Origin of the sequence: Streptomyces sp. NPDC096176 (genome assembly GCF_044763255.1) — a bacterium.
In the GTDB taxonomy this organism is placed as follows: Bacteria; Actinomycetota; Actinomycetes; order Streptomycetales; family Streptomycetaceae; genus Streptomyces.
Window position 1 is genome coordinate 1 of the sequence record NZ_JBIWFV010000008.1, and the last position, 24,614, is coordinate 24,614.

The window sequence follows — 24,614 nt, forward strand, 5'->3', positions numbered from 1 at the left end:
GTATCCAATCCGCGTCACGGGCGGCAGGCATCCGCGAAGCTCGAAGCCGCGCAACAAGCCCTGGCCCGATTCCCGCGCCGCAAGGCCAAGGACCGCCCTCACGCTGGTCCGTGAGCATGATTTCATCGCGCACGAAGACCTCAAGATCCGCAACATGGGCAAGGCGCCCGCCCCGAAGCCCGATCCCGACAAGCCGGGCGCGTTCCTGCCCAACGGGGCAGCGTCCAAGGCCGGGCTGAACCGCTCGATCGCTGATGCCGGATGGGGGGTGTTCCTGACGAGCCTGCACGCCAAGGCTGAAAGCGCCGGACGGGAAGTGATCGCTGTGGACCCCCGCAACACCTCCCGACGGTGCCCCGAATGCGGGCACACCGTCAAGGAGAACCGGCCCACACAGGAGAAGTTCCACTGCGTCGCCTGCGGCCACCACGCGCACGCGGACACGGTGGGGGCGATCAACGTTCTACGGGCCGGGCTGGTCCGTCGCGAAGCCCAACCGGCATAGCGAGAAGCCACCCCCTTCAGGGGGCGGAGGAGTCACGATTGCTTCCCGCTGGAGAGTCGCCCGCTCTGCGGCCAGACGGATCTTCGCTTCTTCCTGGGCGAGCAGCCGGTCACGCCGGAGGGTGCGTGCGTCGGACAGCTTCTGACCGAGCAGCGAGCCGAGACTTCCCAGGACGAAGCATGGCGGGCGAACGTGTGCTGCCGCTCCCGGCGCTCGTGCGCGAGGCGCTGAAGACGTTCCGCGCGACGCAGGCGAAAGCGGCGGGCGAAGGGTACGAGGGCGGCGGGTACGTGCTCGTGGACGGACTCGGCGCGGCGTTGAACGGTCGGCAGTTGCGAGTGCCGGCCTACAAGGTGATGGACGAGAACGGCCTTCGCAGGGTCCGTCTGTACGATGCTCGGGCGTCGTGCTTGACCTTCCTGGCGAATAGACGGGGTGCCGGATCACCTGCTCGCCATGTGGGCCGGGCACACGAACGTGAAGACGACCAAGAAGTGGTACGTGAAGCCAGACGTGGCGGACCTGCTTCCAGCAGCGGAGGCATGGGGAGGTCTCGCGGGGCGTGTGTGACAGATCGTGACAGATGAAGGTGTGAACCCGTGAGCGAGACCAAGATCAATATGCTGCAATACCGCTTTGACGGGCCAGAAGACGCCCCAGTCCTGATCTTGGGCCCGTCCCTGGGTACTACATGGCACATGTGGGACCGGCAGATCGCCGAGCTGTCCGAGCGCTGGCGGGTGCTCCGGTTCGACCTGCCCGGCCACGGCGGCGCGCCCGCGCACCCCGCCACCTCCGTCACCGCCCTCGCCGAGCGGCTGCTCGCCACCCTGGACCAGCTGGGGGTGCAGCGGTTCGGCTACGCGGGCTGCTCCATCGGCGGCGCGGTCGGCATCGAGCTGGCGCTGCGCCATCCGCACCGCGTGGCGACGCTGGCACTGGTCGCGGCGTCTCCGCGGTTCGGCACGGCCGACGAGTTCCGCCAGCGCGGCGTGGTCGTCCGCACCAACGGCCTGGACCCGATGGCACGCAGCGCGCCCGAGCGCTGGTTCACCCAGGCCTTCGCCGCCGCCCAGCCGGCGATCGTCGAGTGGGCCGTCCAGATGGTCCGCACCACCGACCCCGGCTGCTACATCGCCGCCTGCGAGGCGCTCGCGGCCTTCGACGTCCGCGCCGAACTCGGCCGGGTCGGCGTCCCCACACTCGTCCTGGTGGGCTCAGAGGACCAGGTCACCGGCCCCGCGGAGGCCCGCACTCTGGTCGCGGGGATACCGGACGCCCGGCTGGCTCTCGTGCCCGGCGCCTCCCATCTCGCCCCCGTCGAGCAGCCCGCCGCCGTCACGGATCTGCTCGCCCACCACTTCGCCACCGCCTGGCACGACACCCTCACGGCCTTCCCTGCGCCGCCCGCGCCGGTGATCTCCGCCCCGGTCGCCCCGGTGGCGGAGATCGGCCCCGCCTCCCCGGAGCAGCCGCAGGCGCACACCGGCAGGACCGACCCGTACCAGGCCGGGATGAAGATGCGCCGCGCGGTGCTCGGCGACGCGCACGTCGACGCGGTCATGGCCGACGAGGACGACTTCACCGGCGACTTCCAGGAGCTGATCACCCGCTACGCGTGGGGCGAGGTGTGGACCCGCGAGGGCCTGGACCGGCGCACCCGCAGCTGTGTGACGCTGACCGCCCTGGTCGCCGGCGGACACCTGGACGAGCTGGCCTTCCACACCAGGGCCGCGCTGCGCAACGGTCTGACTCCCGCGGAGATCCGGGAGGTACTGATCCACACGGCCGTGTACTGCGGTGTCCCGGCGGCGAACTCCGCGTTCAAGGTCGCGCAGGCCGTGATTCAGGAGGAGACGACGCCGCGGGCATAGCAGGATGGGGACATGAGGCTCACCAAGAAGACCCATGCCTGCGTGCGACTGGAGAAGGACGGGCGGTGTCTGGTCGTCGACCCGGGAGGCTTCAGCGAGCAGGACGCCGCCGCGGGCGCCGACGTGCTCCTCGTGACCCATGAGCACCCCGACCATTTCGACGAGGGTCGGCTGCGGGCGGCCCTGGAGACGAATCCGGCGGCCGCGCTGTGGACGCTGCGCAGCGTTGCCGACCAGCTCTCCGCGGCGTTTCCCGGCCGCGTCCACACGGTGGGCCACGGTGACTCGTTCACCGCGGCCGGCTTCGACGTGCAGGTGCACGGCGAGCTCCACGCCGTGATCCACCCGGACATTCCGCGGATCACCAACGTCGGATTCCTCGTGGACGGCTCCGTCTTTCACCCCGGCGACGCGCTGACCGTCCCCGACCATCCGGTGGACACGCTGATGCTGCCCGTGCACGCACCGTGGAACAAGATCTCCGAGGTCATCGACTACGTACGCGAGGTGCGGCCGCGCCGCGCCGTCGACGTCCACGACGCCCTGCTCACGGACCTCGCCCGGCCGATCTACGACCGGCAGATCGGCGAACTCGGCGGCGCGGAGCACGGCCGGCTGGCTCCCGGGGAGTCGCGGGACGTGTGAGACGCGGCGGGCGGACCGGTGACTGTCGTACCCCGCCGTTAGGCTTTGGACCATGCGTATCGCCACGTGGAACGTCAACTCGATCACCGCCCGGCTGCCCCGGCTGCTGGCCTGGCTGGAGAGCAGCGGCACCGATGTGCTGTGCGTCCAGGAGACCAAGTGCACCGAGGAGCAGTTCCCCGCCGACGAGCTGCGCGAGCTCGGCTACGAGTCCGCGGTCCACGCCACCGGCAGGTGGAACGGTGTGGCGCTGATCTCCCGGGTCGGTCTGGACGACGTCGTCCGCGGTCTGCCCGGCGCCCCGGACTACGAGGGCCTGCAGGAGCCACGGGCGATTTCCGCGACCTGCGGCCCGGTCCGCGTCTGGTCGGTCTACGTGCCGAACGGCCGGGAGGTCGCCCATGACCACTACGGCTACAAGCTGCGCTGGCTGGAAGCCCTGTCCGTCGCGGTGACCGACGACGCCGCGGGTGGGCGTCCGTTCGCCGTGCTCGGCGACTTCAACATCGCGCCGACCGACGACGACGTGTGGGACCCGTCCTTCTTCGAGGGCATGACGCATGTGACGCCGCCGGAGCGGGCGGCCCTGGAGGCGCTGCGCAAGCGGGGTCTGTCCGATGTCGTGCCGCGCCCGCTGAAGTACGAGCACCCGTTCACGTACTGGGACTACCGCCAGCTGTGCTTCCCCAAGAACCGCGGCATGCGCATCGACCTGGTCTACGGCAACGAGCCCTTCGCGAAGGCCGTCAAGGACAGCTATGTCGACCGTGAGGAGCGCAAGGGCAAGGGCGCGTCGGACCACGCACCTGTTGTTGTCGATCTGGACACGTGAGGTTGGTTGACGCGCGCCCAGTGGTGCGCTCGGGCGCCGGGATGCGACTCTTTGCCATATGAACATCCCTTTCTTGGACCACTGGCTGGGGCGCCACAGCGATGAACGGGACAAGGGCGAGTCGGCCGCCGCCGAACACGATCCGGAGCGCGCGGCAGCCATCACCGAGCTGCTGTCCGAGTGTGAGCTCCTGCGCGCCCGGGCGGGGCAGTCCGGGCTCGAACTGGACGACTCTCCCGGCTCATTGGCCGCGCTGGATCAACTGCCGCCGCGTTGGCGCGACGATCCGGAGGAACTGCCGTGGCTGGGCAACGACGCGGGCCTCTACCTCGGCACCGTGATCGTCCGTACGGTGCCCGGTGCGGCCTGGCACATCTGGCCGGGCGGCCATCCCGTGGTGCGGCTCGCCTCCGGCCGGGAGATCAGTGTGGTCGAGGCGGGGGTGGAATGGGCGTTCAACGGGGCGCCCCAGCTGTCGCAGGTCTACGGCGAGGCGGCGGAAGCCTGACCGTACCCCCAAGGCCGCACCTATACCGTGTTCATGAGGTTCTATATTAATACGGCTTATGCCCTACTTATGCGTGTCGGGTGTGAAGTCCCTTGGAGCGCTGGATAGTTTGCGCTGACCTCGACACACAGCTGAGAGTGGGTAGGGCAGCGTATGGCCGTCGATCCGTTGATCGAGCTGCGTGATGTCAACAAGCACTTCGGGCAGTTACACGTTCTCCGGGACGTCAACCTCACCGTCGGCCGGGGGGAGGTGGTCGTGGTCATCGGACCGTCGGGCTCGGGAAAATCGACGCTGTGCCGGGCCATCAACAGACTCGAGACCATCGAGTCGGGCCACATCACCCTCGACGGGCAGCCGCTCCCGGAGGAGGGCAAGGCCCTCGCGAATCTCCGCGCCGACGTCGGCATGGTCTTCCAATCGTTCAATCTCTTCGCGCACAAGACCGTGCTGGCGAACATCTCCCTCGGTCCCGTCAAGGTCCGAGGGCGCAAGAAGGAAGACGCCGAGCGCCGCTCCCGTGAACTGCTCGAGCGCGTCGGTCTCGCCGATCAGGCGGACAAGTTCCCCGCCCAGCTCTCCGGCGGCCAGCAGCAGCGCGTGGCCATCGCCCGCGCCCTGGCCATGGACCCCAAGGTCATGCTCTTCGACGAGCCGACCTCTGCCCTCGACCCCGAGATGATCAACGAGGTGCTGGAGGTGATGCAGCAACTCGCCCAGGAGGGAATGACCATGGTCGTCGTCACCCATGAGATGGGCTTCGCCCGCTCCGCCGCCAATCGCGTCGTCTTCATGGCCGACGGCCGCATCATCGAGGACCGCACGCCCGAGGCGTTCTTCACCGATCCTCGGACCGACCGTGCCAAGGACTTCCTCTCCAAGATCCTCAAGCACTGACTGCCTTCGAGCACTGACTGCCGTGGGATCCCCCTGCCCTGACAGCGGGAGCGGGAAGCGGCAGTGGTTCATGGGGCACCACCCTCTCCCCTGTGTGAGGCAGGGGACCCAGCCGGCAGCAGCCGGTGATCACTCCTGGCGCAGCGGGACCGACAGATACGAGGGGTCGGCCGTTGGCGAGGAGAAGGTCAGCTGCGCGCCGGTCGGGTTGTGCTCGATGTAGAGCGGGTCGACGGTGTCGACGACCACGGCCAGACGGTGGCCGGCCGGTACGTCGTAGGCGGTGGAGAACAACTCCAGGTCGACGGCGAACGGCTGACCGGGCGTCTTGTCGTGGAAGGTGTACGGCGCGTTGGAGACCAGCTTGCCGAGGCCGAGCGGGCCCACGTCGTAGAGGTAGGCGACGAGGGTGCCGCTCTCCTTGGTGCTCGTCACCGTGGTGTGCAGCTTCGCCGTGCCCCGGACCTGCTGGGTGCTGCGGTAGCGCGGCGACTGCCATACGGCGGCGTACGAGCGCGGCAGCAGCGGGATCGACGCCATGGGCGGCACCTTGACGAACTGGTCGAGGAGGCTGGACAGGAAGATGACCCCGCCGTTTGCCCCGGAGTCGACGTTGGCGCGGATCCGCGGCGAGCCGCCCAGCTCGATCTTGTGCCGGTCGGCACCCACCGACTTCCAGTGGGGATACGTCTCGTACGCGCCGGTGGAGCGGGTCTTGATGCGGACGGGCTGCTCGCGGTCGACTCCGTTGTCGACGCCCTTGAGGTGGTGGTCGAACCAGCGGTGGGCGCTGGTCCAGGTGTCGTTGGGCAGGCCGAGCAGGCCGGTGGCCTCCGCGGTGGCGTGGTCGCCCGGGCGGAACTCGAGACGCTTGGGGACGCTGAGCCGCTCGTAGAAGTCGGCGTACTGGTTGGGCGGGAAGAGCGAGTCGCCCCACGCGTTGCCCAGCATGATCGCGGCGCCGTTGGCGTTGATCTCGTCGAGGTATGCGCCGGGGGAGCGTTTGCGTCCCCACGCGATCATGTCCTGCTCCTTGGTCAGATCGGAGGTCAGGAAGTCGGACATGACCTGCTGGAGTTCGTCGCTGGGGCGGCCGGTGAGATAACCGGCGCCGCTGAGCAGGGCGGCGGCCTGGAGGTGCTGGGTGCGGCCGCTGTAGATGGAGTCGATGAGGTCGGCCCAGCCGCTGAGCGCGACGACGGCCTTGATGCGCTTGTCCTTCGCGGAGGCGAGCAGGCTGATGCCCGCGCCGTAGGAGACGCCCGCCATGCCGACTCTGTCCGGATCGGCCGGCGTGTTGGCCAGCGCCCAGTCGATCACCTTGGACGCGTCAGCGATGTCGGGGGGCCCGGCGGTCTCGATCTCGCCGCCGGACTGCCAGAAGCCGCGGGAGTTGTAACTCACCACCACATAGCCGGAGTCGGCGAGCCTCCTCGCTTGGGCGAGGTACTCGACCTGCGGCATCGCCCAGCTGGTGGGGAGCACGATGACGGGATAGGTCTGCCGGCCGTCCCAGCTCGCGGGCGTGGTGACGTTGGCCTTGAGCACCGTTCCTCCGTCGCCCGTGATGTCGACGAACCGGAGGCCGGGAAAGGCGGTGGCGCTGTCCTGCTGGGCCAGGGCCGGGGCGGCCGTGAGGGCGGCGGGGGCCGCGGCGGTGGCGGAACCGGCGAGCAGTGCGGCGGAGACCGTACCGATGGCAGTGGTGCGCAGAGTATTGCGAGGAAGTCCCACAGGTCACTCCTGACTCATCTGTCCCTACGAAGTGACCCGACGGTAACGGGAGGAGCCACTGGAGGTAACTCCCCAGTAAGTTACGCCAGCGTAACAATTATTGGACGTCGTGTCAGCGGGCTGCGCAGCGAGAAGCCGGGCCCCAGGCGCCCCGTCGAGCGGGGCCGTGCCGGTGGCCGGAAGGCCCCGGGGTCCCATACGCCGTCCGGGGTATTGCCCGGACAGCCGTGGACCAGCACTGTTGTGGTGTTCCGCAAGAGCCGCTGAACGGAGGCGCCGTGGCCCCCATCCCGCTGCCCCACTCCCTGCACGGTTCCGGCCCGCACGGCGTGCTCGCCGTCCACGGCTGGTTCGCCGACCGCTCCGACTACGACAGCCTCCTCCCCGACATCGACGGGCGGACCTTCACCTACGCTCTCCCCGACCTGCGCGGCTACGGGGAGGCGCGGGACGCACAGGGTGCGTACACGACCTCCGAGGGCGCCGCCGACCTGCTCGGACTCGCCGACCGGCTCGGCTGGGAGACGTTCTCCCTCGTCGGCCATTCAATGGGCGGCTCCGTCGTGCAGCGTGTGCTGGCGGCCGCGCCGGAGCGGGTGCGCCGGATCGTCGGGATCTCACCCGTGCCCGCCTCCGGTCTGGAATTGTCCCCGGAACAGTGGGAGCTGTTCACCTCCGCGGCGAAACAGCCCGCGAGCCGCCGGGTGATCATCGACTTCACCACCGGTTCCGTCCGGCCCGACGCCTGGCTGGACCGCATGGTCGAACGCTCACTGGCTCGCAGCGACGCCAAGGCGTTCCGCGCCTGGCTCGACTCCTGGGCGGGCGACGACTTCCACACCGAGGTGGCAGGCGCCACCCTCCCGGCGCTCGCCGTGGCCGGGGCGCTCGATCCGGTGATCACCACGGACTTCCTGCACGAGACCTGGCTGCGCCACTACGCCGGAGCGGCCCTCGTCGAACTGCCTTGCGCCGGCCACTACGCGATGGACGAGACCCCGCTTCAACTCATCCGCACGATCGAGGACTTCCTGCGGGCCGACGAGAGCGGGGAAGATCTTCCGGCATGACGGTGCCCGATGTCTTCGACCCGCGGATCTACGCCGCAGGAGTGCCGCACGCGTCCTACCGCGAGCTGCGCGACCACCACCCGGTGGCCTGGCAGGAGGAGTGCGAGGTCCTCGGCTGGCCGCCGGGGCCCGGATTCTGGGCGGTCACCCGGCACGCGGACGTCGTCCGCGTCCTCAAGGACGGGGCGACCTTCTCGTCACACCTCGGGGCCACCCAGATCCGCGACCCCGACCCCGCCGACCTGCCCTTCATCCGGCGCATGATGCTCAACCAGGACCCTCCCGACCACGGGAGGCTGCGGCGCCTGGTCAGCCGGGCGTTCACCCCCGGCCGCATCGACCGCTTCACCGCGTCCGCCCGCACCCGCGCCCGCCGACTCCTCATGGCAGCACGGCAGTCGGGGGACACCTTCGATCTGGTCCGCACCGTCACCGACGACTACGCGCTGCTCAACCTGGCCGACCTGCTCGGCGTCCCGGAGAGCGACCGCGGGCTGCTGCTCGAGTGGACGGAACGGGTGATCGCCTATCAGGATCCCGACGAGCCGCCCGTCCTCGGGCCCGACGGCAGACCCGTCAACCCCCGTTCACCGGCCATGCTCCAGGAGATGTTCGACTACGCCCAGCAGCTCGCGGCGCACAAACGCCGGCACCCCGCCGACGACGTCATGACCTCGCTGGCCACAGGTGAACTCCAGGGCGCCGAACTGGAGATGTTCTTCTTCCTGCTCACCGTCGCCGGCAACGACACCGTCCGCAGCGCCGCCCCCGGCGGCTTTCTCGCCCTGGCGGAGCACCCGTCCGAGCAGCGCAGACTGCGCGCGGGCGAGGCGGACGCCGGCACCGCCGTCGAGGAACTGCTGCGTCACCACCCTCCGGTCCTCAGCTTCCGACGGACCGCGACGGAGGACACCCTGCTGGCAGGACAGCAGATCCGGGCCGGCGACAAAGTCGTCGTCTTCCACGTCTCCGCCAACTACGACGAGCGGGTCTTCGACGAGCCGCAACGCCTCGATGTGTCCCGGAGCCCCAACCCGCACGTGTCGTTCGGTGACGGCCCGCACGTCTGCCTGGGCGCGCACTTCGCCCGCCTCCAGCTGCGGGTGCTCCACGAGGAGGCACGGGACGTGCTCCCGCCGTACCGGCAGGCGGGACCGCACCGTCGGCTGGTGTCCAACTTCATCAACGGAATCACGTCACTGCCGCTGACCACCGTATGAGGTCCGGCGGTCAGCTCGCCGCCCGGTGAGAGGTGCGGGCCGCAGGGGCGGGCGCCTGCGCGGCCCGCGTCACATCGGCGACCAGTTCGACCACATCGGGGCCGTACGCCTGCGAGTTGATCACCTTGAGCAGCAGACAGAAGGAGCCGTTGCCGTGCTTGCGGGCGAGCTTCACATGGTGGCGGGCCAGATAGCGGCCGGCCGCCTGGTTGGTTATGGCGCGCTGGCCGCAGAACAGGAACACCGGCCGCGAGTCCTGCCCGGCGGTCAGCCGCGCCAGCAGCACGTACTCGGACGAACCCGGCTCCATGCGGTACCGCTCGGAGCCGATCTGGAACGAGACCTGGTCGGGCCCCGGTTCGGCCTCGAGGTTCACCTTCACGCCCGGCAGCATGCTCTGCAGATGCGCCGCCATGCGGCGATTCGACCCGGGGCCGCCCACGCAGAACTCGGTTCGTTCACCGAAGCCCTGCTGCGCCGTGTCGTGCCAGACGATCTGGGCCTTCGCCCCGCAGTCCTTGATGAGCGCGGCCAGCTCCAGCAGCGCGAAGACGTCGAAGCGGTGCACCGAACCGTCGCGCCCGGCCTCGCGGTTGACGACGAGCAGCGACTCGGAGTTCGGCGGCAGCCCGAAGAACGCCTGTTTGCGTCGCAGCCGGCGCCGCCACAAGTAGGTGCGGGCGAGCCAGCCGAGCGCGGCACTGATCCCCGCTGCCACCACCCCGAGCACGATGTTGCGCACGTCGTCAGTCATGGGCGCGCATGTTAGCGGTGCTGCGCACCGTTGTTCGAGCCGGTCCTGTCAGCGGGCGCCGAGGAAAGTTACGCTGCGGCGATACCGGCTGACTGGAGGTACGAATGCGTCGCTCCGCCGCACGGAAAGCATCGATCGTGGCCCTTGCCGCGACTGTCGTCACGATCGGTGCGGCAGCCCCGCCCGCGCATCACTCGCCGCCGACCTCGCCCCCTGCCAAGTCGCCCGTCGCCGTCGGCCACGGCGGAGCGGTCGCGAGCGTCGATCCGGACGCCTCCGCCGCCGGCATCGAGGTGCTGCGCAACGGAGGCAACGCCGTGGACGCGGCGGTGGCCACCGCCGCGGCACTCGGTGTGACGGAGCCGTACTCGGCGGGCATCGGCGGTGGCGGATACTTCGTCCACTACGACGCCAGGACCCGCGCCGTGCACACCATCGACGGCCGTGAGACCGCGCCGCGCTCGGCCGACGCCTCCCTCTTCCTGGAGAACGGCCGTCCCATCCCGTTCGCGGAGGCCATGACCAGCGGCCTCGGCGTCGGCACCCCGGGCACGCCCGCCACGTGGGACGCCGCGCTCGACGCATGGGGCAGCAGGCCGCTCGGCGAACTGCTCAAGCCGGCGGAGCGGCTGGCGAAGCACGGCTTCACCGTCGACGAGACCTTCCGCTCGCAGACCGCGGCCAACGAGACGCGCTTCCGTGACTTCCCCGACTCCGCGGAGCTGTTCCTGCCCGGCGGCCGGCTCCCGGTCGTCGGCTCGGTCATCCGGAACCCGGATCTGGCCCGTACCTACAAGGAACTCCGTCGCGAGGGCGTCGGAGCGCTCTACGAGGGCCGGATCGCCGAGGACATCGTGCGAACCGTGCGCACCCCGCCGGTGGCCGCGGGCGCCGCGCGGGTGGTCCGGCCGGGCGACCTGACCGAGCGCGACCTCGCGACGTACAAGACGGTGCGCCGCACACCGACGAAGGTGGCGTACCGCGGCCTGAACGTGTACGGCATGGCACCGTCGTCCTCCGGCGGCACCAGCGTCGGCGAGGCGCTCAACATCCTGGAGCGCACCGATCTGTCGGAGGTCTCGAAGGAGCAGTATCTGCACCGGCTCATCGAGGCGAGCCGTATCGCGTTCGCCGACCGCGGGCGGTGGGTCGGCGACCCGGCGTTCGAGGACGTGCCGGTCGATGGGCTGCTGTCGCAGAGGTTCGCCGATTCCCGCGAGTGCCTGATCCAGGACGACGCGGTGCTCGCGAGCCCGCTCGCACCCGGCGACCCGCGTCGGCCCGCACCGTGCAAGGACACGGGTCGGGCCGCCCCGACGACGTACGAGGGCGAGAACACCACCCATCTGACGACCGCCGACAAGTGGGGCAACGTCGTCGCCTACACCCTGACCATCGAGCAGACGGGCGGCAGCGGCATCACCGTCCCGGGACGCGGCTTCCTGCTCAACAACGAGCTGACGGACTTCTCGTTCGCCCCGGCCGACCCCGCCGTCCACGACCCGAACCTGCCGGGCCCCGGCAAGCGGCCGCGTTCCTCCATGTCGCCGACGATCGTGCTGGACCACCACGGCCGTCCCGTGCTGGCGCTCGGATCACCCGGCGGCGCGACCATCATCACGACGGTGCTCCAGACACTGACGGGCCATCTCGACCGGGGCCTGCGGCTCGTGGACGCGATCGCCGCCCCCAGGGCGAGCCAGCGCAACCAGCCGACGACGGAGCTGGAGCCGGAGTTGTGGAACGACAGCCTGCTGCGGAAGCGGCTGGAGGCCATCGGGCACTCCTTCCGGCTGAACCCGGAGATCGGCGCGGCCACCGGCATCCAGCGGCTTCCTGACGGGCGCTGGCTCGCGGCGGCGGAGAAGACGCGGCGCGGCGGCGGCTCCGCGATGGTGGTGCGCCCGTCCCGCTGAGCGGCCGCCGGCAGAGGCGCCCTGATGTCGGTCGCCGGGCAGACCGGCCCGGCGACCGGCATCAGGCACTCCGAGGGACGGATGCTCGAACGCGCATCCGCGCTCAATGTCACCCGAACAGCGCTTTGATTCGGGCCGGTCGGTGTCCGCGGAGGTAGGAAGGCTTTCGACAGAAAGGGTTCCCCGTGCACATTCGAAACATCACTCTCGCCCTTGCCATGAGCACAGTTGTGCTCGGAACGACAGCACTGCCCGCAGCCGCGTACGCCGGCGCCGTGCCGCCGCCGCCCGCACCGGGCGACCAGCGCGCCGCAGGCTACGGAGTCGACGCGGACGACCTGCTGGACTCGCTCGGACGCTGCGACCAGATATCCGACGGCAGGTACAGCACCGACAGCGGCAGGCCGGAGAACATACCCGTCTGCGACCACGGCCCCGCGGTGTCCTGGAAGGCCGACATGGACATCGACTGCGACGGTCGGCGCACCGAGCGCTGCAACGAGGACACCGATCCGTCGTACCTGCCGACGACATCCTTCACCCAGTCCGACGGAAGGTACCTGAACTCGGCGAAGCTGCCGTTCATCGTCGTACCGATGCCGAGCTCGACCTGGGACTACCGACGGTCCGGCATACGCGGCGGCTCGCTCGCGGCGATCGTCTACAGGGGCAGGGTCCAGTACGCGGTCGTGGGGGACACCGGGCCGGCGGACATCATCGGAGAGGCGTCGTACAGCGCGGCGAAGGCGCTCGGAATCGACCCGGACCCCGCGACGGGCGGCGTCCCCTCGGGCGTCACCTACATCGTGTTCAAGGACTCCCGGGTCTCGCCGATCGAGAGCCGGTCCGCCGCCGAATCGCTCGGCGAGGACCTGGCCGAGCGCTTCGTGTACGGAGACTGAGCGGGGGCGGTGCAACATCTGGCCGGGGGCAACCGCCCTCGGGCAGGGGAGTTGCTCACCGAGCATCCTCGACGGCAGCCGTGCGGCACTACAGCGCCGTGAGGATCCGCGGACCGTCGTCCGTGATCGCGAACGTGTGCTCGGCATGGGTGGCGCGGCTGCCGTCCACCGTGCGCACGGTCCAGCCGTCCCGTCCCGTCCTGTGCCGTCCTGTGCCGTGCCGTGCACGTGTCGTCGTGGCCGCCCGCGATCACCGTCGTCTCGATCGCCAGGGCCATGCCGTGACGCAGGGGTCCCCCTGCCGGGCCGCCGCCTCGTTCGGCACCCCCGGCTCCTCGTGCATGGTCCTGCCCACGCCGTGGCCGTCGAGCCCGTCCGGGATGCCGTAACGCGCGGAGCGGCACCCCCGGCCCACGGCGTGGGCGATGTCGCCGATGCGATTGCCGACGACGGCCGCCGCGATGCGCGCGTCGAGGGCCTCCTTCGCCGTGCCGCTCAGCCGCAGGTCCTTCGGCCTGGCGCGTCCGACGGTGAAACTGACGGCCGCGTCGCCGACCCAGCCGTCCAGGACGGCGCCGCAGTCGAGACTGACCAGATCGCCGTTGCGGAGCTCGTACTCGCCCTCGCCCGGGATGCCCTGGACGACCGCGTCGTTGACGGCAACGCACAGCACGGCGGGGAAGAGGAGGGGCACACAGTCCGGGTGGTGGCCGAGGAAGGGGGGAACCGGCCCGAGCCTCCTCGAGGGCCGCGCGGGCCGCCCCGTCCAGGTCGCGGAGCCTCACGCCCACGTCGGCGGCCCCCGTGCGGCCGCAAGTGCCTGGCCACGATACGGCCCGCCTCGCGCATCGCCTCGATCGATGTATCGCTCTTGATCTCCACCATGCCGACTGCCATACCGTTGATGCGGTATGGCAATACCGGCATGGTCCGCACACCTCTCACCCCCGAAGAGCGCGAACGCGGCGAGCGACTCGGCCGGCTCCTGCGCCAGGCGCGCGGCGACCGCAGCATGGCCGACGTCGCCGCGGCTGCGGGACTCTCCGCGGAGACACTGCGCAAGATCGAGACCGGCCGCGCCCCGACGCCCGCGTTCTTCACCGTCGCCGCGCTCGCCGCGACGCTGGGCCGTTCCCTGGGCGAACTCGTCGGGCGCTGCGCGCTCGCGCCGGCGGCGTGAGACCGGCTTGCGCGCTGCGCCCGTGTGCCGGCGGAGTGGGGCCGGCGGGTGGCCCCTGTTCGGTGGCGGCGGGTACCGCGTAGTCTCGCGGACGTGAGTGCCGACAAGTTCGCCGACGCCAAGTACGTCAGTCTGACCACGTTCCGCAAGAACGGGACCGGGGTGGCCACGCCCGTGTGGTTCGCCGTGGACGGCGGTGAGTTGTTCGTCTGGACCCGGTCCGACTCCTGGAAGGTCAAGCGCCTCCGCAACGACAGCCGTGTCGTGGTCACCGTCTGCGACGTGCGCGGCAGGATCGAGGACGGCGCGCCCACGGCGGAGGGCACCGCCCGGCTGCTCGACGCCGCCGAGACCGGCGGGGTACGCAAGTTGCTCTCCCGCAAGTACACCTGGCAGTTCTGGGTCGTCGACTGGCCCGCGATGGTGGCGCGCCTCGGCAAGCGCCCGCACGCGGGTATCGCGGTCACTTTCTGAAAACACGCCGTAGCAGCCCCGTAACACCACTGCGATCCAATGCCTGCGGTGCCCTCGGAACGGAGGGCTCCAGTCGGCGGTGAGTCAGGGGCGGCGATGATGGAGCATCAACTCCCGTTCGAGGCGGTAACGTTCGGGCGGTACCTCGGGGAGCTGGTGGCGCGACTCGACCCCGACGACGGCTGGTACGCCGTCTTTCGGCAGCGTGACCCCGAGGGGATGCGGGCCTGTCTGGACGGCGCGGAGATCCCGCCCTGGGACGTGGTCGAGTCCCTTCTCCAGGACCTGTCCGGCGGGCAGGGGGCAGAGCCCGCGCAGGCGAGGGCGCTGCACGCTTCGGCCGCGGCGGCACACGACCGGCTGCCGGGCGGGCGCGAAACGCTGGAAGAGCGCATCGAGTTCATGCGCCGCGAACGACTGCGCGCCCAGGCCAGGGCGGAGGAACTGCTGCGGCTCCTGCCGGGCCGTGCGGAAATGTCGCCGGAGGCGGAACGCCTCAGCCACGAACTCGCCTGGGTACGTGACGACCACGCCCGCGCGGTCCGCCGCACAGCGGAACTGCAGTCCCGCCTGTCGGCTCTGCCTGCGCTCGACCCGGCCGCGCCCTCCGGCGTGGATCGGCCCGAAGGCCCCGGCGAGACGCAGCCCTCCGTGGCGCATCCCCCCGTTACGCGACCCGACCACGCGTCAGCCGAACCCGGCCGTGCGTCAACCGGACCTGCGCCAAAGACCTCGGCCCGCAAGAAGAAGCCCCGCAAGCGGGGCGGCGCCCGGTTCGCCGGGGTCGAGGACGCGGGGGAGGATGCCGTCGCCGTGCCCCTCCTGCCCGTCGGCGGGGACACGCCCCGAGGCGCCCGCTACGGCGGCGGCGCCGAACCGCCGCCCCCCGCGGACCCCGCGCCCACGCCAGAGGGGGCGGAGCTCGCCGCCAAGGACACCGTCGCCGCTCTCGGACGGCTGCGCGTCCAGGGCCGCGGCGGCGAGGCCCATGCCGTGATCTGCGAGGCCGCCGCCCGCCCCGCGGCCTGGCTTCCGGCGCTCGCCGACGAACTGCACCGCTTCGGGCTCGACGCCGACTGGGCCACCCTGCTCTGGGAGGCGGCGTCGCAGCCGGCCCTACGGCTCGCCGCGGCCGCCGACGCGCTCATCGCGGCGGGCCGTGACGACGACGGCAGGCAGCTGCTGCGGCAGGGCGTGTTCCGCTCCGCCGACGAGATAGCGGACGCGGTCCTCGTTCTCGAGGACGAGGGGATGTCCCGTCGCGCACACTCCTTGCTGTCCGTGTTCGTGCAGGTCCGCACCGCCGAGGATGCCGCTGCCGTCGCCGGGCGGGAACCCGCCCGCCTTGTGCCTCTGCTGCTCGCCACCGCCCGGGGACTCGCGGCGTCGCAGGAGCGCGACATCATCCACGCGCTGCGCGTGGCCGGACATCTCAGCGGCTGAAACTGTCCGATGTCGACCGCTCGGGTGCGAAACAAGATCGACTCAGCGGGTTCACGACGATGGTCTTGCCCCAGTGTGTGACGAGGCTTACGTTCTCCTCCTACGCACTGCGTCTACGTGCGTAGAAGCTCTCTGACGTCCCGTCGAAGGAGCAGCTCATGGCCACTGTCGTACGCGCCGCACTCGTCCAGGCGACCTGGACCGGCGACACCGAATCCATGATCGCCAAACACGAGGAGCACGCCCGCGAGGCGGCCCGGCAGGGCGCCAAGGTCATCGGTTTCCAAGAGGTGTTCAACGCTCCCTACTTCTGCCAGGTCCAGGAGCCGGAGCACTACCGCTGGGCGGAGCCCGTCCCGGACGGTCCGACGGTCCGGCGGATGCAGGACCTCGCCAGGGAGACCGGCATGGTGATCGTGGTCCCGGTCTTCGAGGTCGAGGGCGCGGGCTTCTACTACAACACCGCGGCCGTGATCGACGCCGACGGCAGTTACCTCGGCAAGTACCGCAAGCACCACATCCCCCAGGTCAAGGGTTTCTGGGAGAAGTACTACTTCAGGCCCGGCAACCTCGGCTGGCCGGTTTTCGAGACCGCCGTCGGCAGGGTCGGCGTGTACATCTGCTACGACCGCCACTTCCCCGAGGGCTGGCGCCAACTAGGCCTTGAAGGAGCCCAGTTGGTCTACAACCCCTCGGCCACCCACCGCGGCCTCTCGTCCCACCTCTGGCAGCTGGAACAGCCCGCCGCCGCCGTCGCCAACGAGTACTTCGTCGCCGCCATCAACCGCGTCGGCATCGAGGAGTACGGCGACAACGACTTCTACGGCACCAGCTACTTCGTCGACCCCCGCGGCCAGTTCGTCGGCGACCTTGCCAGCGACAAGGAGGAGGAACTGGTCGTCAGGGACCTCGACTTCGACCTGATCGAGTCCGTACGGCAGCAGTGGGCGTTCTACCGCGACCGCCGCCCCGACGCGTACGAGGGGCTGGTGCAGCCGTGACCGACCTGTACGAGCGGCACAGGGCCGTCATCCCGGACTGGGTGGCGCTCTACTACAGGAAGCCGATCGAGATCACGCACGGCGAGGGCAGGCACGTCTGGGACGCGGGCGGCAACCGCTACCTCGACTTCTTCGGCGGCATCCTCACCACCATGACCGCGCACGCGCTGCCCGAGGTCACCAAAGCGGTGACCGAACAGGCCGGGCGGATCATCCACTCCTCCACGCTCTACCTCAACCGCCCCATGGTGGAGCTCGCGGAGCGGATCGCCGCCCTGTCCGGCATCCCCGAGGCCCGCGTCTTCTTCACCACCTCCGGCACCGAGGCCAACGACACCGCCCTCCTGCTCGCCACCGGCCACCGCCGCTCCAACCAGATCCTGGCGATGCGCAACAGCTACCACGGCCGGTCGTTCTCCGCGGTCTCCATCACCGGCAACCACGCCTGGTCCCCGACGAGCCTGTCGCCGCTGCAGACGCTGTACGTGCACGGCGGTGTCCGCACCCGCGGCCCCTTCGCCCACCTGTCCGACGCGCGGTTCGTCGAGGCGTGCGTCGCCGACCTCGAGGACCTGCTCGGCCACACCCACGACGTGGCCGCGCTGATCGCGGAGCCCGTTCAGGGCGTCGGCGGCTTCACCTCACCGCCGGACGGCCTGTACGCGGCCTTCCGGGAGGTGCTCGACCGGCACGGCATCCTGTGGATCTCCGACGAGGTGCAGACCGGCTGGGGACGCACCGGTGAGCACTTCTGGGGCTGGCAGGCCCACGACGGGAACGGCCCGCCGGACATCCTCACGTTCGCCAAGGGCATCGGCAACGGCATGTCCATCGGCGGAGTCGTCGCCCGCGCCGAGATCATGAACTGTCTCGACGCCAACTCCATCTCCACCTTCGGCGGCAGCCCGATCACCATGGCCGCCGGCGTCGCGAACCTCTCCTATCTCCTGGAGCACGACCTCCAGGGCAACGCCCGACGGGTCGGCGGCCTGCTGATCGAGCGGCTGCGCGGTATCGCCGCCGGCGTACCGGCGGTGCGTGAGGTACGGGGCCGCGGACTCATGATCGGCATCGAGCTGGTGAAGCCCGGCACGGACGAGGCAGACCCGCAGGCGGCCGCGACCGTCCTCGAGGCCGCCCGCGAGGGCGGGCTGCTCATCGGCAAGGGCGGCGGCCACGACACCAGCGTCCTGCGCATCGCCCCGCCCCTCTCACTGACCGTCGCGGAAGCCGAACGAGGTGCCTCGGTCCTCGAACAGGCCCTGCGCAACCTCTAGTCACACGAGGAGACCATGAGCAACCGCACCCTGATCCGTGGCGGACTTGTCGTCACCGCCGCCGACGAGATGCACGCCGACGTACTCGTCGAGGACGGCCGGATCGCCGCGCTCGCCGCACACCACTCGCCCGCCGCGCAGGCATGGACGGCGGACCGCACGATCGACGCGACCAACAAGTACGTCATCCCGGGCGGCGTCGACGCGCACACCCACATGGAGCTTCCGTTCGGCGGGACCTTCGCCTCCGACACCTTCGAGACCGGTACCCGTGCGGCCGCCTGGGGCGGTACCACCACCATCGTGGACTTCGCCGTGCAGTCGGTCGGCCGGTCGCTGCGCGAGGGCCTGGACGCCTGGTACGCCAAGGCCGACGGCAAGTGCGCCGTCGACTACGGCTTCCACATGATCCTCTCCGACGTCAACGAGACCTCGCTGAAGGAGATGGACCGGCTGGTGGAGGAGGGCGTCACCTCCTTCAAGCTCTTCATGGCCTACCCCGGCGTCTTCTACAGCGACGACGGCCAAATCCTGCGCGCGATGCAGCGCTCCGCCGTCAACGGCGGCCTGATCATGATGCACGCGGAGAACGGCATCGCCATCGACGTCCTCGTCGAGCAGGCCCTCGCCGAGGGCCGCACCGACCCCCGCTTCCACGGCGAGGTCCGCAAGGTGCTGCTCGAGGCCGAGGCCACCCACCGGGCCATCCAGCTCGCCCGGGTCGCCGGCGCCCCGCTGTACGTCGTGCACGTCTCGGCCGAGGAGGCCGTCGCCGAGCTCGTCCAAGCCCGCGACAAGGGGCTCAACGTCTTCGGCGAGACCTGTCCCCAGTACCTCTTCCTGTCCACCGACAACCTCGCGGAGCCGGACTTCGAGGGCGCCAAGTACGTCTGCTCCACACCGCTGCGGCCGCGCGAGCACCAGGCGGCCCTGTGGCGGGGGCTGCGCACCAACGACCTCCAGGTCGTCTCCACCGACCACTGCCCGTTCTGCTTCACCGGCCAGAAGGAGCTGGGACGCGGCGACTTCTCCAAGATCCCCAACGGCCTGCCGGGAGTGGAGAACCGGATGGACCTCCTCCACCAGGCCGTCGTCGACGGGCACATCAGCAGGCGCCGCTGGATCGAGATCGCCTGCGCGACCCCGGCCAGGATGTTCGGCCTCTACCCGAAGAAGGGAACCATCGCGCCCGGCGCCGACGCCGATGTCGTCGTCTACGACCCGCACGCCGAGCAGACCCTGTCGGCCGAGACCCACCACATGAACGTCGACTACTCGGCGTACGAGGGCCGGCGCGTCACCGGCCGGGTGGAGACCGTCCTGTCGCGCGGCGAAGTGGTCATCGACCAGCGGACCTTCACCGGCCGCGCGGGCCACGGCGTCTACACCCCCCGCTCCACCTGCCAGTACCTGACCTAGCCTGAACCAGGAGGCCTCGACGTGGACTTCGGACTCGTCCTGCAGACCGACCCGCCCGCATCGGCGGTCGTCGGACTGATGCGGCGCGCGGAACGCAACGGTTTCCGCTACGGCTGGACCTTCGACTCCGCGGTGCTGTGGCAGGAGCCGTTCGTCATCTACAGCCGCATCCTGGAACACACCACAAAACTCACCGTCGGCCCCATGGTCACCAACCCGGGCACCAGGACCTGGGAGGTCACCGCCTCCACCTTCGCCACGCTCAACGAGATGTACGGCAACCGGACCGTGTGCGGCATCGGCCGCGGCGACTCGGCGATGCGCGTCGCCGGCCGCAAGCCCAACACCCTGGCCAGGCTGGGCGAGGCCATCGACGTCATCCGGGACCTCGCCGAAGGGCGCGAGGCGGTCGTCGACGGAAACCCGATCCGGATCCCCTGGGTGCGGGGCGGGAAGCTGCCGGTCTGGATGGCGGCCTACGGCCCCAAGGCGCTGGCTCTCGCCGGGCAGAAGGCGGACGGCTTCATCCTGCAGCTCGCCGACCCGTTCCTCACCGAGTGGATGATCAAGGCCGTCCGGCAGGCCGCCGCCGACGCGGGCCGCGACCCGGACACGCTCACCATGTGCGTGGCGGCGCCCGCCTACGTCGGGGACGACCTGGCGCATGCACGCGACCAGTGCCGCTGGTTCGGCGGGATGGTCGGCAACCACGTCGCGGACCTCGTCTCCCGCTACGGCGAGCACTCCGGGATGGTTCCCGACGCACTGACCGCTTACATCAAGGACCGGCAGGGCTACGACTACAGCCACCACGGCCGGGCCGACAATCCCTCCACCGACTTCGTGCCGGACGAGATCGTCGACCGCTTCTGCCTGCTCGGCCCGGCCGAGGCCCACGTCGAGAAGCTGCGGCGGCTGCGGGACCTGGGCGTGGACCAGTTCGCCGTCTACGCCATGCACGACGCCAGGGAGTCCACCATCGACGCCTACGGCTCCGAGATCATCCCCGCGATCCAGGAGTAGCCAGAGGGATTTTCCCGGTGAAACGGAACAGAATGACGCCGACGCCACCCAGAACCGTCTGGGTGGCGCCGGTGCGCGGGGAGGCCGTCGAAACCGACCGCGATGCGGGGCGGCCGTTGCGGCCGACCGGTCGTCAGGGACGGCTGGTGAGGTAGCCGCCCATGGAAGTGAAGTACTCGGCCGCGGACAGCTCCTGGCCGTCCTCGGTACGGACGCGTGTGATGGCCAGGCCGTGGTTGCGGCCCGTGCGGGCGTCGGCTCCCGCGACGATGGCGACGCCTTCGCCCTCACGGTAGAAGATGCGGCCGGGGGTGCCGCCGTAACGGCCCTCGGACACCACGGCGGAGAGGACTTCGAGGCGCTTGCCCTTGTGGAAGGTGAACGCTGCCGGGTACGGGGCGGACTGGGCGCGGACCAGGCGCGACAGGTCCTCTGCGGGCCAGTCCCAGTTGATCCGGATGTCCTCTTCGGAACGCTTGTGGAAGAAGGTGGCCTGGGAGCGGTCCTGCTTGGTGAACTCGGTCTGCCCGGAGGCGATCAGGGCCAGGGCGCCGACCGTGACGGGAGCGATGAGGTCGACGGTCTTGTGGAACAGGTCGGTCGTGGTGTCCGTGGGCTCCACCGTCACCGCGCGCTGGTCCACGATGTCGCCCGCGTCGAGCACCTCGTCCATCATGTGGGCCGTGACGCCGACTTCCGGCTCTCCGTTGATGAGGGCCCAGATCAGCGGCGAGAATCCGGCGTACTTCGGCAGCAGCGAGTCGTGGATGTTCAGCGTGCCGTGGCGGGGCAGGGTGTAGATCCGCGGCGGGATCCACGTGCGCCAGTTGTTGGCCACGATGATGTCCGGGTCGGACTCCTTGAGGCGCTGGAACAGTTCCTCGTCGTCCGGCCGGTTGCGGATGACGACGGGGACGCCGTGCTCCTCGGCGAGGTCGGCGACCGAGTCGCTCCAGATCTTCTCGTAGGCGTGCTCGCTCTTGGGGTGTGTCACGACCATCACCACGTCGTGCTCGGAGTCCAGGAGAGCTTGCAGGGTGCGGTGCCCCCAGGTCTGGTAACCGAACATGACGACCCGCATGGGTGTTCCTCCTCAGAAGCGCGATTGACCGCCCAAGTAAAGCAAGGCTTACCTAACTGTGCAACAGGCCCCGGTTTGGCGCCCGTTCGGCGCCGAGGCCTATCGCATGTCCGTTTTGCCCGGTCGACAGGTCGGTTCAGGTCAGGTTAGCTTTACCTAAGTTCGGCTGGCCGGCGTCAACGGCGGGCTCAGCGTCTCGTTCTTTTCATCCACGCCTGACAGGCGGCTGTCCCGCACGATGGGAGTGACATGTCACAGGTTCTTCCTGGCGACGCACCTCTGATCCACGACCTCATAGGAATCGGCTTCGGGCCGTCCAATGTGGCCATGGCGATCGCGCTCAGCGAGCACAACGCGAGCGTGGGCAGGCAGGAGGCGATCACTGCTCACTTCTTCGAGCGTCAGCCCAGCTTCGGCTGGCACCGCGGCATGCTGATCGACGACGCGACGATGCAGGTGTCCTTCCTCAAGGACCTGGTGACACTGCGCAACCCGTCCAGCGAGTACACCTTCCTGCGCTATCTGCAGAGCAAGGGCCGGCTGATCGACTTCGTCAACCACAAGAACCTCTTCCCGCTCCGCGTCGAGTTCCACGACTACTTCGAGTGGGCCGCGGCGAAGGTCGACGACATGGTCTCCTACGGCCACGAGGTCATCTCCGTCGAGCCCGTCGTCCGCGACGGAGTGGTGGAGTACCTCGACGTGACGGCTCGTTCGGAGTCGGAGACGGTGGTCCACCGTGCCCGCAACCTCGTGATCGGTACCGGACTGCGGCCGCTGATGCCGGAGGGTGTCGAGCGGAGCGAGCGTGTCTGGCACAACTCCGACCTGCTCTCGAAGGTCGACGGCCTCGAGGGCACCGACCCCGCCCGCTTCATCGTGGTAGGCGCCGGCCAGAGCGCGGCCGAGAACGTGGCGTACCTGCACCGCCGGTTCCCCAAGGCCGAGGTCTGCGCCGTCTTCTCCCGGTACGGCTACAGCCCCGCCGACGACAGCAGCTTCGCCAACCGCATCTTCGACCCCGAGGCGGTCGACGAGTACTTCGCGGCACCGGACGACATCAAGCGCAGGCTGATGGACTACCACGGCAACACCAACTACTCCGTGGTGGACATCGACCTGATCGACGACCTGTACCGGCAGTCGTACCAGGAGAAGGTCCTGGGAACCGAGCGGCTGCGCTTCGTCAACATCTCCCGGCTGACCGGCGTCGAGGAGAGCGGGGACAAGGTCCGTGCCACCGTCACGTCCCTGGTCACCGGCGACGAGCAGGTGCTGGACGCCGATGTCGTGGTCCTCGCCACCGGCTACAGCCAGGCGGATCCCATCGGACTCCTCGGCGAGGTCGGGGACCGCTGCCACCGCGACGGTCAGGGCCGTGTCCGGGTCGAGCGTGACTACCGCATCACGACGGACCCCGAACTGCGCTGCGGCATCTACCTCCAGGGCGGCACCGAGCACACCCACGGCATCACGTCGTCGCTGCTCTCCAACACCGCGATCCGGGTCGGCGAGATCCTGGACTCCATCCGCAACCGCGGTCTGGAGCCTGCACACAGCGACTCCCTGCCGGTCGCCGACGGTATCGGCTCGGTCCGCTAGGACTCCCTCGTTCCCACGACCGCTTGCCGGTCGAGCCCCCCCACTCGCTTCCCTCGCCTCGTAGCGCCGTCGTATGTGGCGGGTGTGGCATGCACTGTGAAAGCCCCGTGAAAGGAAAATCCGTGTCCACTGGTACACGCCCTGCTCTGACGCGGTTCGTCAGACACCTCCCCCGTGTGGCCGTCGCCACCGTCGCCGCGCTTGCTCTGTCCGCCTGTGGGGGCGGGACCGAGAAGACGGAGTCCAAGCCTTCGGGTGAGGCGAGCAGCAAGTCGGCCGCCTTCCCGGTGACCGTGGAGCACAAGTACGGCAGCACGACGATCGAGGCGGAGCCGAAGAGGGTCGTCACCCTGGGACTGTCGGACCAGGACGCGGTTCTGGCGCTCGGCGTCAAGCCGGTCGGAGCGGTCGACTGGTTCAAGGAGACGCCGTACGGCAAGTGGCCGTGGGCGAAGGACAAGTGGGGGACCACGAAGCCCGAGATCGTCGGCGAGCGCGACGAGTACAACATCGAGAAGATCGCGGCGCTGAAGCCGGACCTCGTCATCGCCCAGTACTCGGGGATGAAGAAGGAGCAGTACGACACGCTCTCGAAGTTCACCAAGGTCGTCGCCCAGCCCAAGGGCCTCCCGGACTACGGAGCGTCCTGGCAGATGATGACGCGCCAGATCGGCAAGTCCCTCGGCAAGGACGCGGAGACCGAGAAGCTGATCGCCGGCATCGACGCCCGCTTCAAGGCCGTCCGTGAGAAGCACCCCGAGTTCGCCGAGAAGACCCTCGCCGTCGCCGACAGCTTCGAGGCCGGCACGTACTCGGCCTTCACCAAGACCGACCCGAAGGCGATCTTCTTCTCCGAGCTCGGCTTCAAGCTGAAGCCCGAGATCGACAAGATGGCCAAGCCGGGCTGGAACGTCGCCGAACTGAGCGCCGAGAAGCTGAACGTGCTCGACGTCGACCGCCTGGTCTGGGTCACCTCCAGCACCGAGGCCAACAACCGGATCAAGGCCGAGCCGCTCTACAAGAAGCTGAAGGTCAACCAGGAGAAGCGCGACCTGTTCGTGCCCTACCAGGACCCGGACATCGGCGCGGCCTTCTCCTTCAACACCGTCCTGTCGATCCCGTACGCCATCGACGAGGTCGAGCCGCTGATCGCGGCCATCAAGTAGGCGCCGGTCCGCCGGCTCCCGCCCGTCCGCCGAGAAAGACGCGGACGGGCGGGCCCCGCCGTCTGCGCCCCGTTCCTCCTTCGCCCGCGTC

General features: G+C 69.7%; 21 protein-coding genes and 2 pseudogenes. 19 read left to right on the forward strand and 4 right to left on the reverse strand.

The window, feature by feature from the left end; genetic code table 11:
- The 6 genes and pseudogenes from ACIQ7Q_RS22405 to ACIQ7Q_RS22430 form a co-directional block, all read left to right on the forward strand.
- Positions 1-505 (forward strand): annotated as a pseudogene (locus ACIQ7Q_RS22405) (RNA-guided endonuclease InsQ/TnpB family protein); the annotation flags it as partial.
- 599 nt (positions 506-1,104) lie between these two features.
- Positions 1,105-2,379 (forward strand): 4-carboxymuconolactone decarboxylase, encoded by a 1,275-nt coding sequence (gene pcaC, locus ACIQ7Q_RS22410; protein ID WP_403864841.1) that lies wholly within the window; start codon positions 1,105-1,107, stop codon positions 2,377-2,379.
- A gap of 12 nt (positions 2,380-2,391) precedes the next feature.
- Entirely contained in the window at positions 2,392-3,024 is a 633-nt protein-coding gene (locus ACIQ7Q_RS22415; RefSeq protein WP_403864844.1) for an MBL fold metallo-hydrolase, read from the forward strand.
- A gap of 52 nt (positions 3,025-3,076) precedes the next feature.
- Positions 3,077-3,856, forward strand: coding sequence for an exodeoxyribonuclease III (locus tag ACIQ7Q_RS22420; RefSeq protein WP_403864847.1), 780 nt, complete (start codon positions 3,077-3,079; stop codon positions 3,854-3,856).
- A 58-nt stretch (positions 3,857-3,914) separates the two neighbouring features.
- On the forward strand, positions 3,915-4,364 hold the full coding sequence (locus tag ACIQ7Q_RS22425) for a DUF6278 family protein (RefSeq protein WP_403864850.1): 450 nt from the start codon (positions 3,915-3,917) through the stop codon (positions 4,362-4,364).
- Between the two features lie 153 nt (positions 4,365-4,517).
- On the forward strand, positions 4,518-5,261 hold the full coding sequence (locus tag ACIQ7Q_RS22430; RefSeq protein WP_403864853.1) for an amino acid ABC transporter ATP-binding protein: 744 nt from the start codon (positions 4,518-4,520) through the stop codon (positions 5,259-5,261).
- 129 nt (positions 5,262-5,390) lie between these two features.
- On the opposite strand, the gene ACIQ7Q_RS22435 is transcribed toward ACIQ7Q_RS22430, so the two are convergent.
- Entirely contained in the window at positions 5,391-6,995 is a 1,605-nt protein-coding gene (locus ACIQ7Q_RS22435) for an alpha/beta fold hydrolase (protein ID WP_403864856.1), read from the reverse strand.
- A gap of 278 nt (positions 6,996-7,273) precedes the next feature.
- Here ACIQ7Q_RS22435 and ACIQ7Q_RS22440 point away from each other — a divergent pair, with 278 nt between their 5' ends.
- Together ACIQ7Q_RS22440 and ACIQ7Q_RS22445 are read left to right on the forward strand one after the other, a co-directional pair.
- The gene (locus ACIQ7Q_RS22440; RefSeq protein WP_403864859.1) at positions 7,274-8,065 is read left to right on the forward strand and encodes an alpha/beta fold hydrolase; all 792 of its coding nucleotides are present in this window, start codon (positions 7,274-7,276) and stop codon (positions 8,063-8,065) included.
- Positions 8,062-9,285 carry a cytochrome P450 gene (locus tag ACIQ7Q_RS22445; protein ID WP_403864862.1) on the forward strand — a complete coding sequence of 408 codons (1,224 nt, stop codon included), beginning with the start codon at positions 8,062-8,064 and terminating at the stop codon, positions 9,283-9,285. Before ACIQ7Q_RS22440 ends, ACIQ7Q_RS22445 begins: the two co-directional genes overlap by 4 nt.
- Before the next feature lie 10 nt (positions 9,286-9,295).
- Here the strand turns inward: ACIQ7Q_RS22445 and ACIQ7Q_RS22450 are convergent, their stop codons facing one another.
- Positions 9,296-10,039 carry a hypothetical protein gene (locus tag ACIQ7Q_RS22450; protein ID WP_403864865.1) on the reverse strand — a complete coding sequence of 248 codons (744 nt, stop codon included), beginning with the start codon at positions 10,037-10,039 and terminating at the stop codon, positions 9,296-9,298.
- 104 nt (positions 10,040-10,143) lie between these two features.
- Between ACIQ7Q_RS22450 and ggt the strand changes: the two genes are divergently transcribed.
- Positions 10,144-11,955, forward strand: coding sequence for a gamma-glutamyltransferase (gene ggt, locus ACIQ7Q_RS22455; protein WP_403864868.1), 1,812 nt, complete (start codon positions 10,144-10,146; stop codon positions 11,953-11,955).
- Positions 11,956-12,173: 218 nt separating this feature from the next.
- Positions 12,174-12,857 carry a glycoside hydrolase family 75 protein gene (locus ACIQ7Q_RS22460; RefSeq protein WP_403864871.1) on the forward strand — a complete coding sequence of 228 codons (684 nt, stop codon included), beginning with the start codon at positions 12,174-12,176 and terminating at the stop codon, positions 12,855-12,857.
- An 88-nt stretch (positions 12,858-12,945) separates the two neighbouring features.
- On the opposite strand, the pseudogene map reads toward ACIQ7Q_RS22460, so the two are convergent.
- Positions 12,946-13,742, reverse strand: a pseudogene (map, locus tag ACIQ7Q_RS22465) (type I methionyl aminopeptidase).
- A gap of 40 nt (positions 13,743-13,782) precedes the next feature.
- Here map and ACIQ7Q_RS22470 point away from each other — a divergent pair.
- From ACIQ7Q_RS22470 to ACIQ7Q_RS22500, 7 genes are all read left to right on the forward strand, one after another.
- Positions 13,783-14,037, forward strand: coding sequence for a helix-turn-helix domain-containing protein (locus ACIQ7Q_RS22470; protein ID WP_403864874.1), 255 nt, complete (start codon positions 13,783-13,785; stop codon positions 14,035-14,037).
- Positions 14,038-14,130: 93 nt separating this feature from the next.
- A complete protein-coding gene (locus ACIQ7Q_RS22475; RefSeq protein ID WP_403864877.1) occupies positions 14,131-14,511 on the forward strand; it encodes a PPOX class F420-dependent oxidoreductase in 381 nt (126 codons plus the stop codon).
- A 96-nt stretch (positions 14,512-14,607) separates the two neighbouring features.
- The gene (locus tag ACIQ7Q_RS22480; RefSeq protein ID WP_403864880.1) at positions 14,608-15,954 is read left to right on the forward strand and encodes a UL36 very large tegument protein; all 1,347 of its coding nucleotides are present in this window, start codon (positions 14,608-14,610) and stop codon (positions 15,952-15,954) included.
- 158 nt (positions 15,955-16,112) lie between these two features.
- Positions 16,113-16,955 (forward strand): nitrilase-related carbon-nitrogen hydrolase, encoded by an 843-nt coding sequence (locus ACIQ7Q_RS22485; protein WP_403864883.1) that lies wholly within the window; start codon positions 16,113-16,115, stop codon positions 16,953-16,955.
- Entirely contained in the window at positions 16,952-18,232 is a 1,281-nt protein-coding gene (locus ACIQ7Q_RS22490) for an aspartate aminotransferase family protein (RefSeq protein ID WP_403864886.1), read from the forward strand. Before ACIQ7Q_RS22485 ends, ACIQ7Q_RS22490 begins: the two co-directional genes overlap by 4 nt.
- 15 nt (positions 18,233-18,247) lie before the next feature.
- Entirely contained in the window at positions 18,248-19,651 is a 1,404-nt protein-coding gene (gene hydA, locus ACIQ7Q_RS22495) for a dihydropyrimidinase (protein WP_403864889.1), read from the forward strand.
- A gap of 21 nt (positions 19,652-19,672) precedes the next feature.
- Entirely contained in the window at positions 19,673-20,674 is a 1,002-nt protein-coding gene (locus ACIQ7Q_RS22500; RefSeq protein ID WP_403864892.1) for a TIGR03842 family LLM class F420-dependent oxidoreductase, read from the forward strand.
- Between the two features lie 133 nt (positions 20,675-20,807).
- Here ACIQ7Q_RS22500 and ACIQ7Q_RS22505 read toward each other — a convergent pair whose 3' ends face one another.
- Positions 20,808-21,755, reverse strand: a complete 948-nt coding sequence (locus ACIQ7Q_RS22505; protein WP_403864894.1) for a methionyl-tRNA formyltransferase — start codon at positions 21,753-21,755, stop codon at positions 20,808-20,810.
- Between the two features lie 249 nt (positions 21,756-22,004).
- On the opposite strand from ACIQ7Q_RS22505, the gene ACIQ7Q_RS22510 reads away from it, so the two are divergent.
- Together ACIQ7Q_RS22510 and ACIQ7Q_RS22515 are read left to right on the forward strand one after the other, a co-directional pair.
- Positions 22,005-23,357: a lysine N(6)-hydroxylase/L-ornithine N(5)-oxygenase family protein gene (locus ACIQ7Q_RS22510; RefSeq protein ID WP_403864897.1), complete on the forward strand. Its 1,353-nt coding sequence runs from the start codon at positions 22,005-22,007 to the stop codon at positions 23,355-23,357.
- A gap of 122 nt (positions 23,358-23,479) precedes the next feature.
- Positions 23,480-24,523, forward strand: a complete 1,044-nt coding sequence (locus ACIQ7Q_RS22515) for an iron-siderophore ABC transporter substrate-binding protein (protein ID WP_403864900.1) — start codon at positions 23,480-23,482, stop codon at positions 24,521-24,523.
- Positions 24,524-24,614 lie beyond the last annotated feature (91 nt).

Bases quoted from the DNA above. Each gene is read 5' to 3' on its own strand.
- ACIQ7Q_RS22445 (WP_403864862.1), top strand. From the start codon at position 8,062: ATGACGGTGCCCGATGTCTTCGACCCGCGGATCTACGCCGCAGGAGTG.
- ACIQ7Q_RS22450 (WP_403864865.1), bottom strand. From the start codon at position 10,039: ATGACTGACGACGTGCGCAACATCGTGCTCGGGGTGGTGGCAGCGGGG.
- ACIQ7Q_RS22430 (WP_403864853.1), top strand. From the start codon at position 4,518: ATGGCCGTCGATCCGTTGATCGAGCTGCGTGATGTCAACAAGCACTTC.
- ACIQ7Q_RS22460 (WP_403864871.1), top strand. From the start codon at position 12,174: ATGAGCACAGTTGTGCTCGGAACGACAGCACTGCCCGCAGCCGCGTAC.
- ACIQ7Q_RS22480 (WP_403864880.1), top strand. From the start codon at position 14,608: ATGATGGAGCATCAACTCCCGTTCGAGGCGGTAACGTTCGGGCGGTAC.
- ACIQ7Q_RS22420 (WP_403864847.1), top strand. From the start codon at position 3,077: ATGCGTATCGCCACGTGGAACGTCAACTCGATCACCGCCCGGCTGCCC.
- ACIQ7Q_RS22485 (WP_403864883.1), top strand. From the start codon at position 16,113: ATGGCCACTGTCGTACGCGCCGCACTCGTCCAGGCGACCTGGACCGGC.
- ggt (WP_403864868.1), top strand. From the start codon at position 10,144: ATGCGTCGCTCCGCCGCACGGAAAGCATCGATCGTGGCCCTTGCCGCG.
- ACIQ7Q_RS22425 (WP_403864850.1), top strand. From the start codon at position 3,915: ATGAACATCCCTTTCTTGGACCACTGGCTGGGGCGCCACAGCGATGAA.
- hydA (WP_403864889.1), top strand. From the start codon at position 18,248: ATGAGCAACCGCACCCTGATCCGTGGCGGACTTGTCGTCACCGCCGCC.
- ACIQ7Q_RS22470 (WP_403864874.1), top strand. From the start codon at position 13,783: ATGGTCCGCACACCTCTCACCCCCGAAGAGCGCGAACGCGGCGAGCGA.
- ACIQ7Q_RS22510 (WP_403864897.1), top strand. From the start codon at position 22,005: ATGTCACAGGTTCTTCCTGGCGACGCACCTCTGATCCACGACCTCATA.
- ACIQ7Q_RS22505 (WP_403864894.1), bottom strand. From the start codon at position 21,755: ATGCGGGTCGTCATGTTCGGTTACCAGACCTGGGGGCACCGCACCCTG.
- ACIQ7Q_RS22415 (WP_403864844.1), top strand. From the start codon at position 2,392: ATGAGGCTCACCAAGAAGACCCATGCCTGCGTGCGACTGGAGAAGGAC.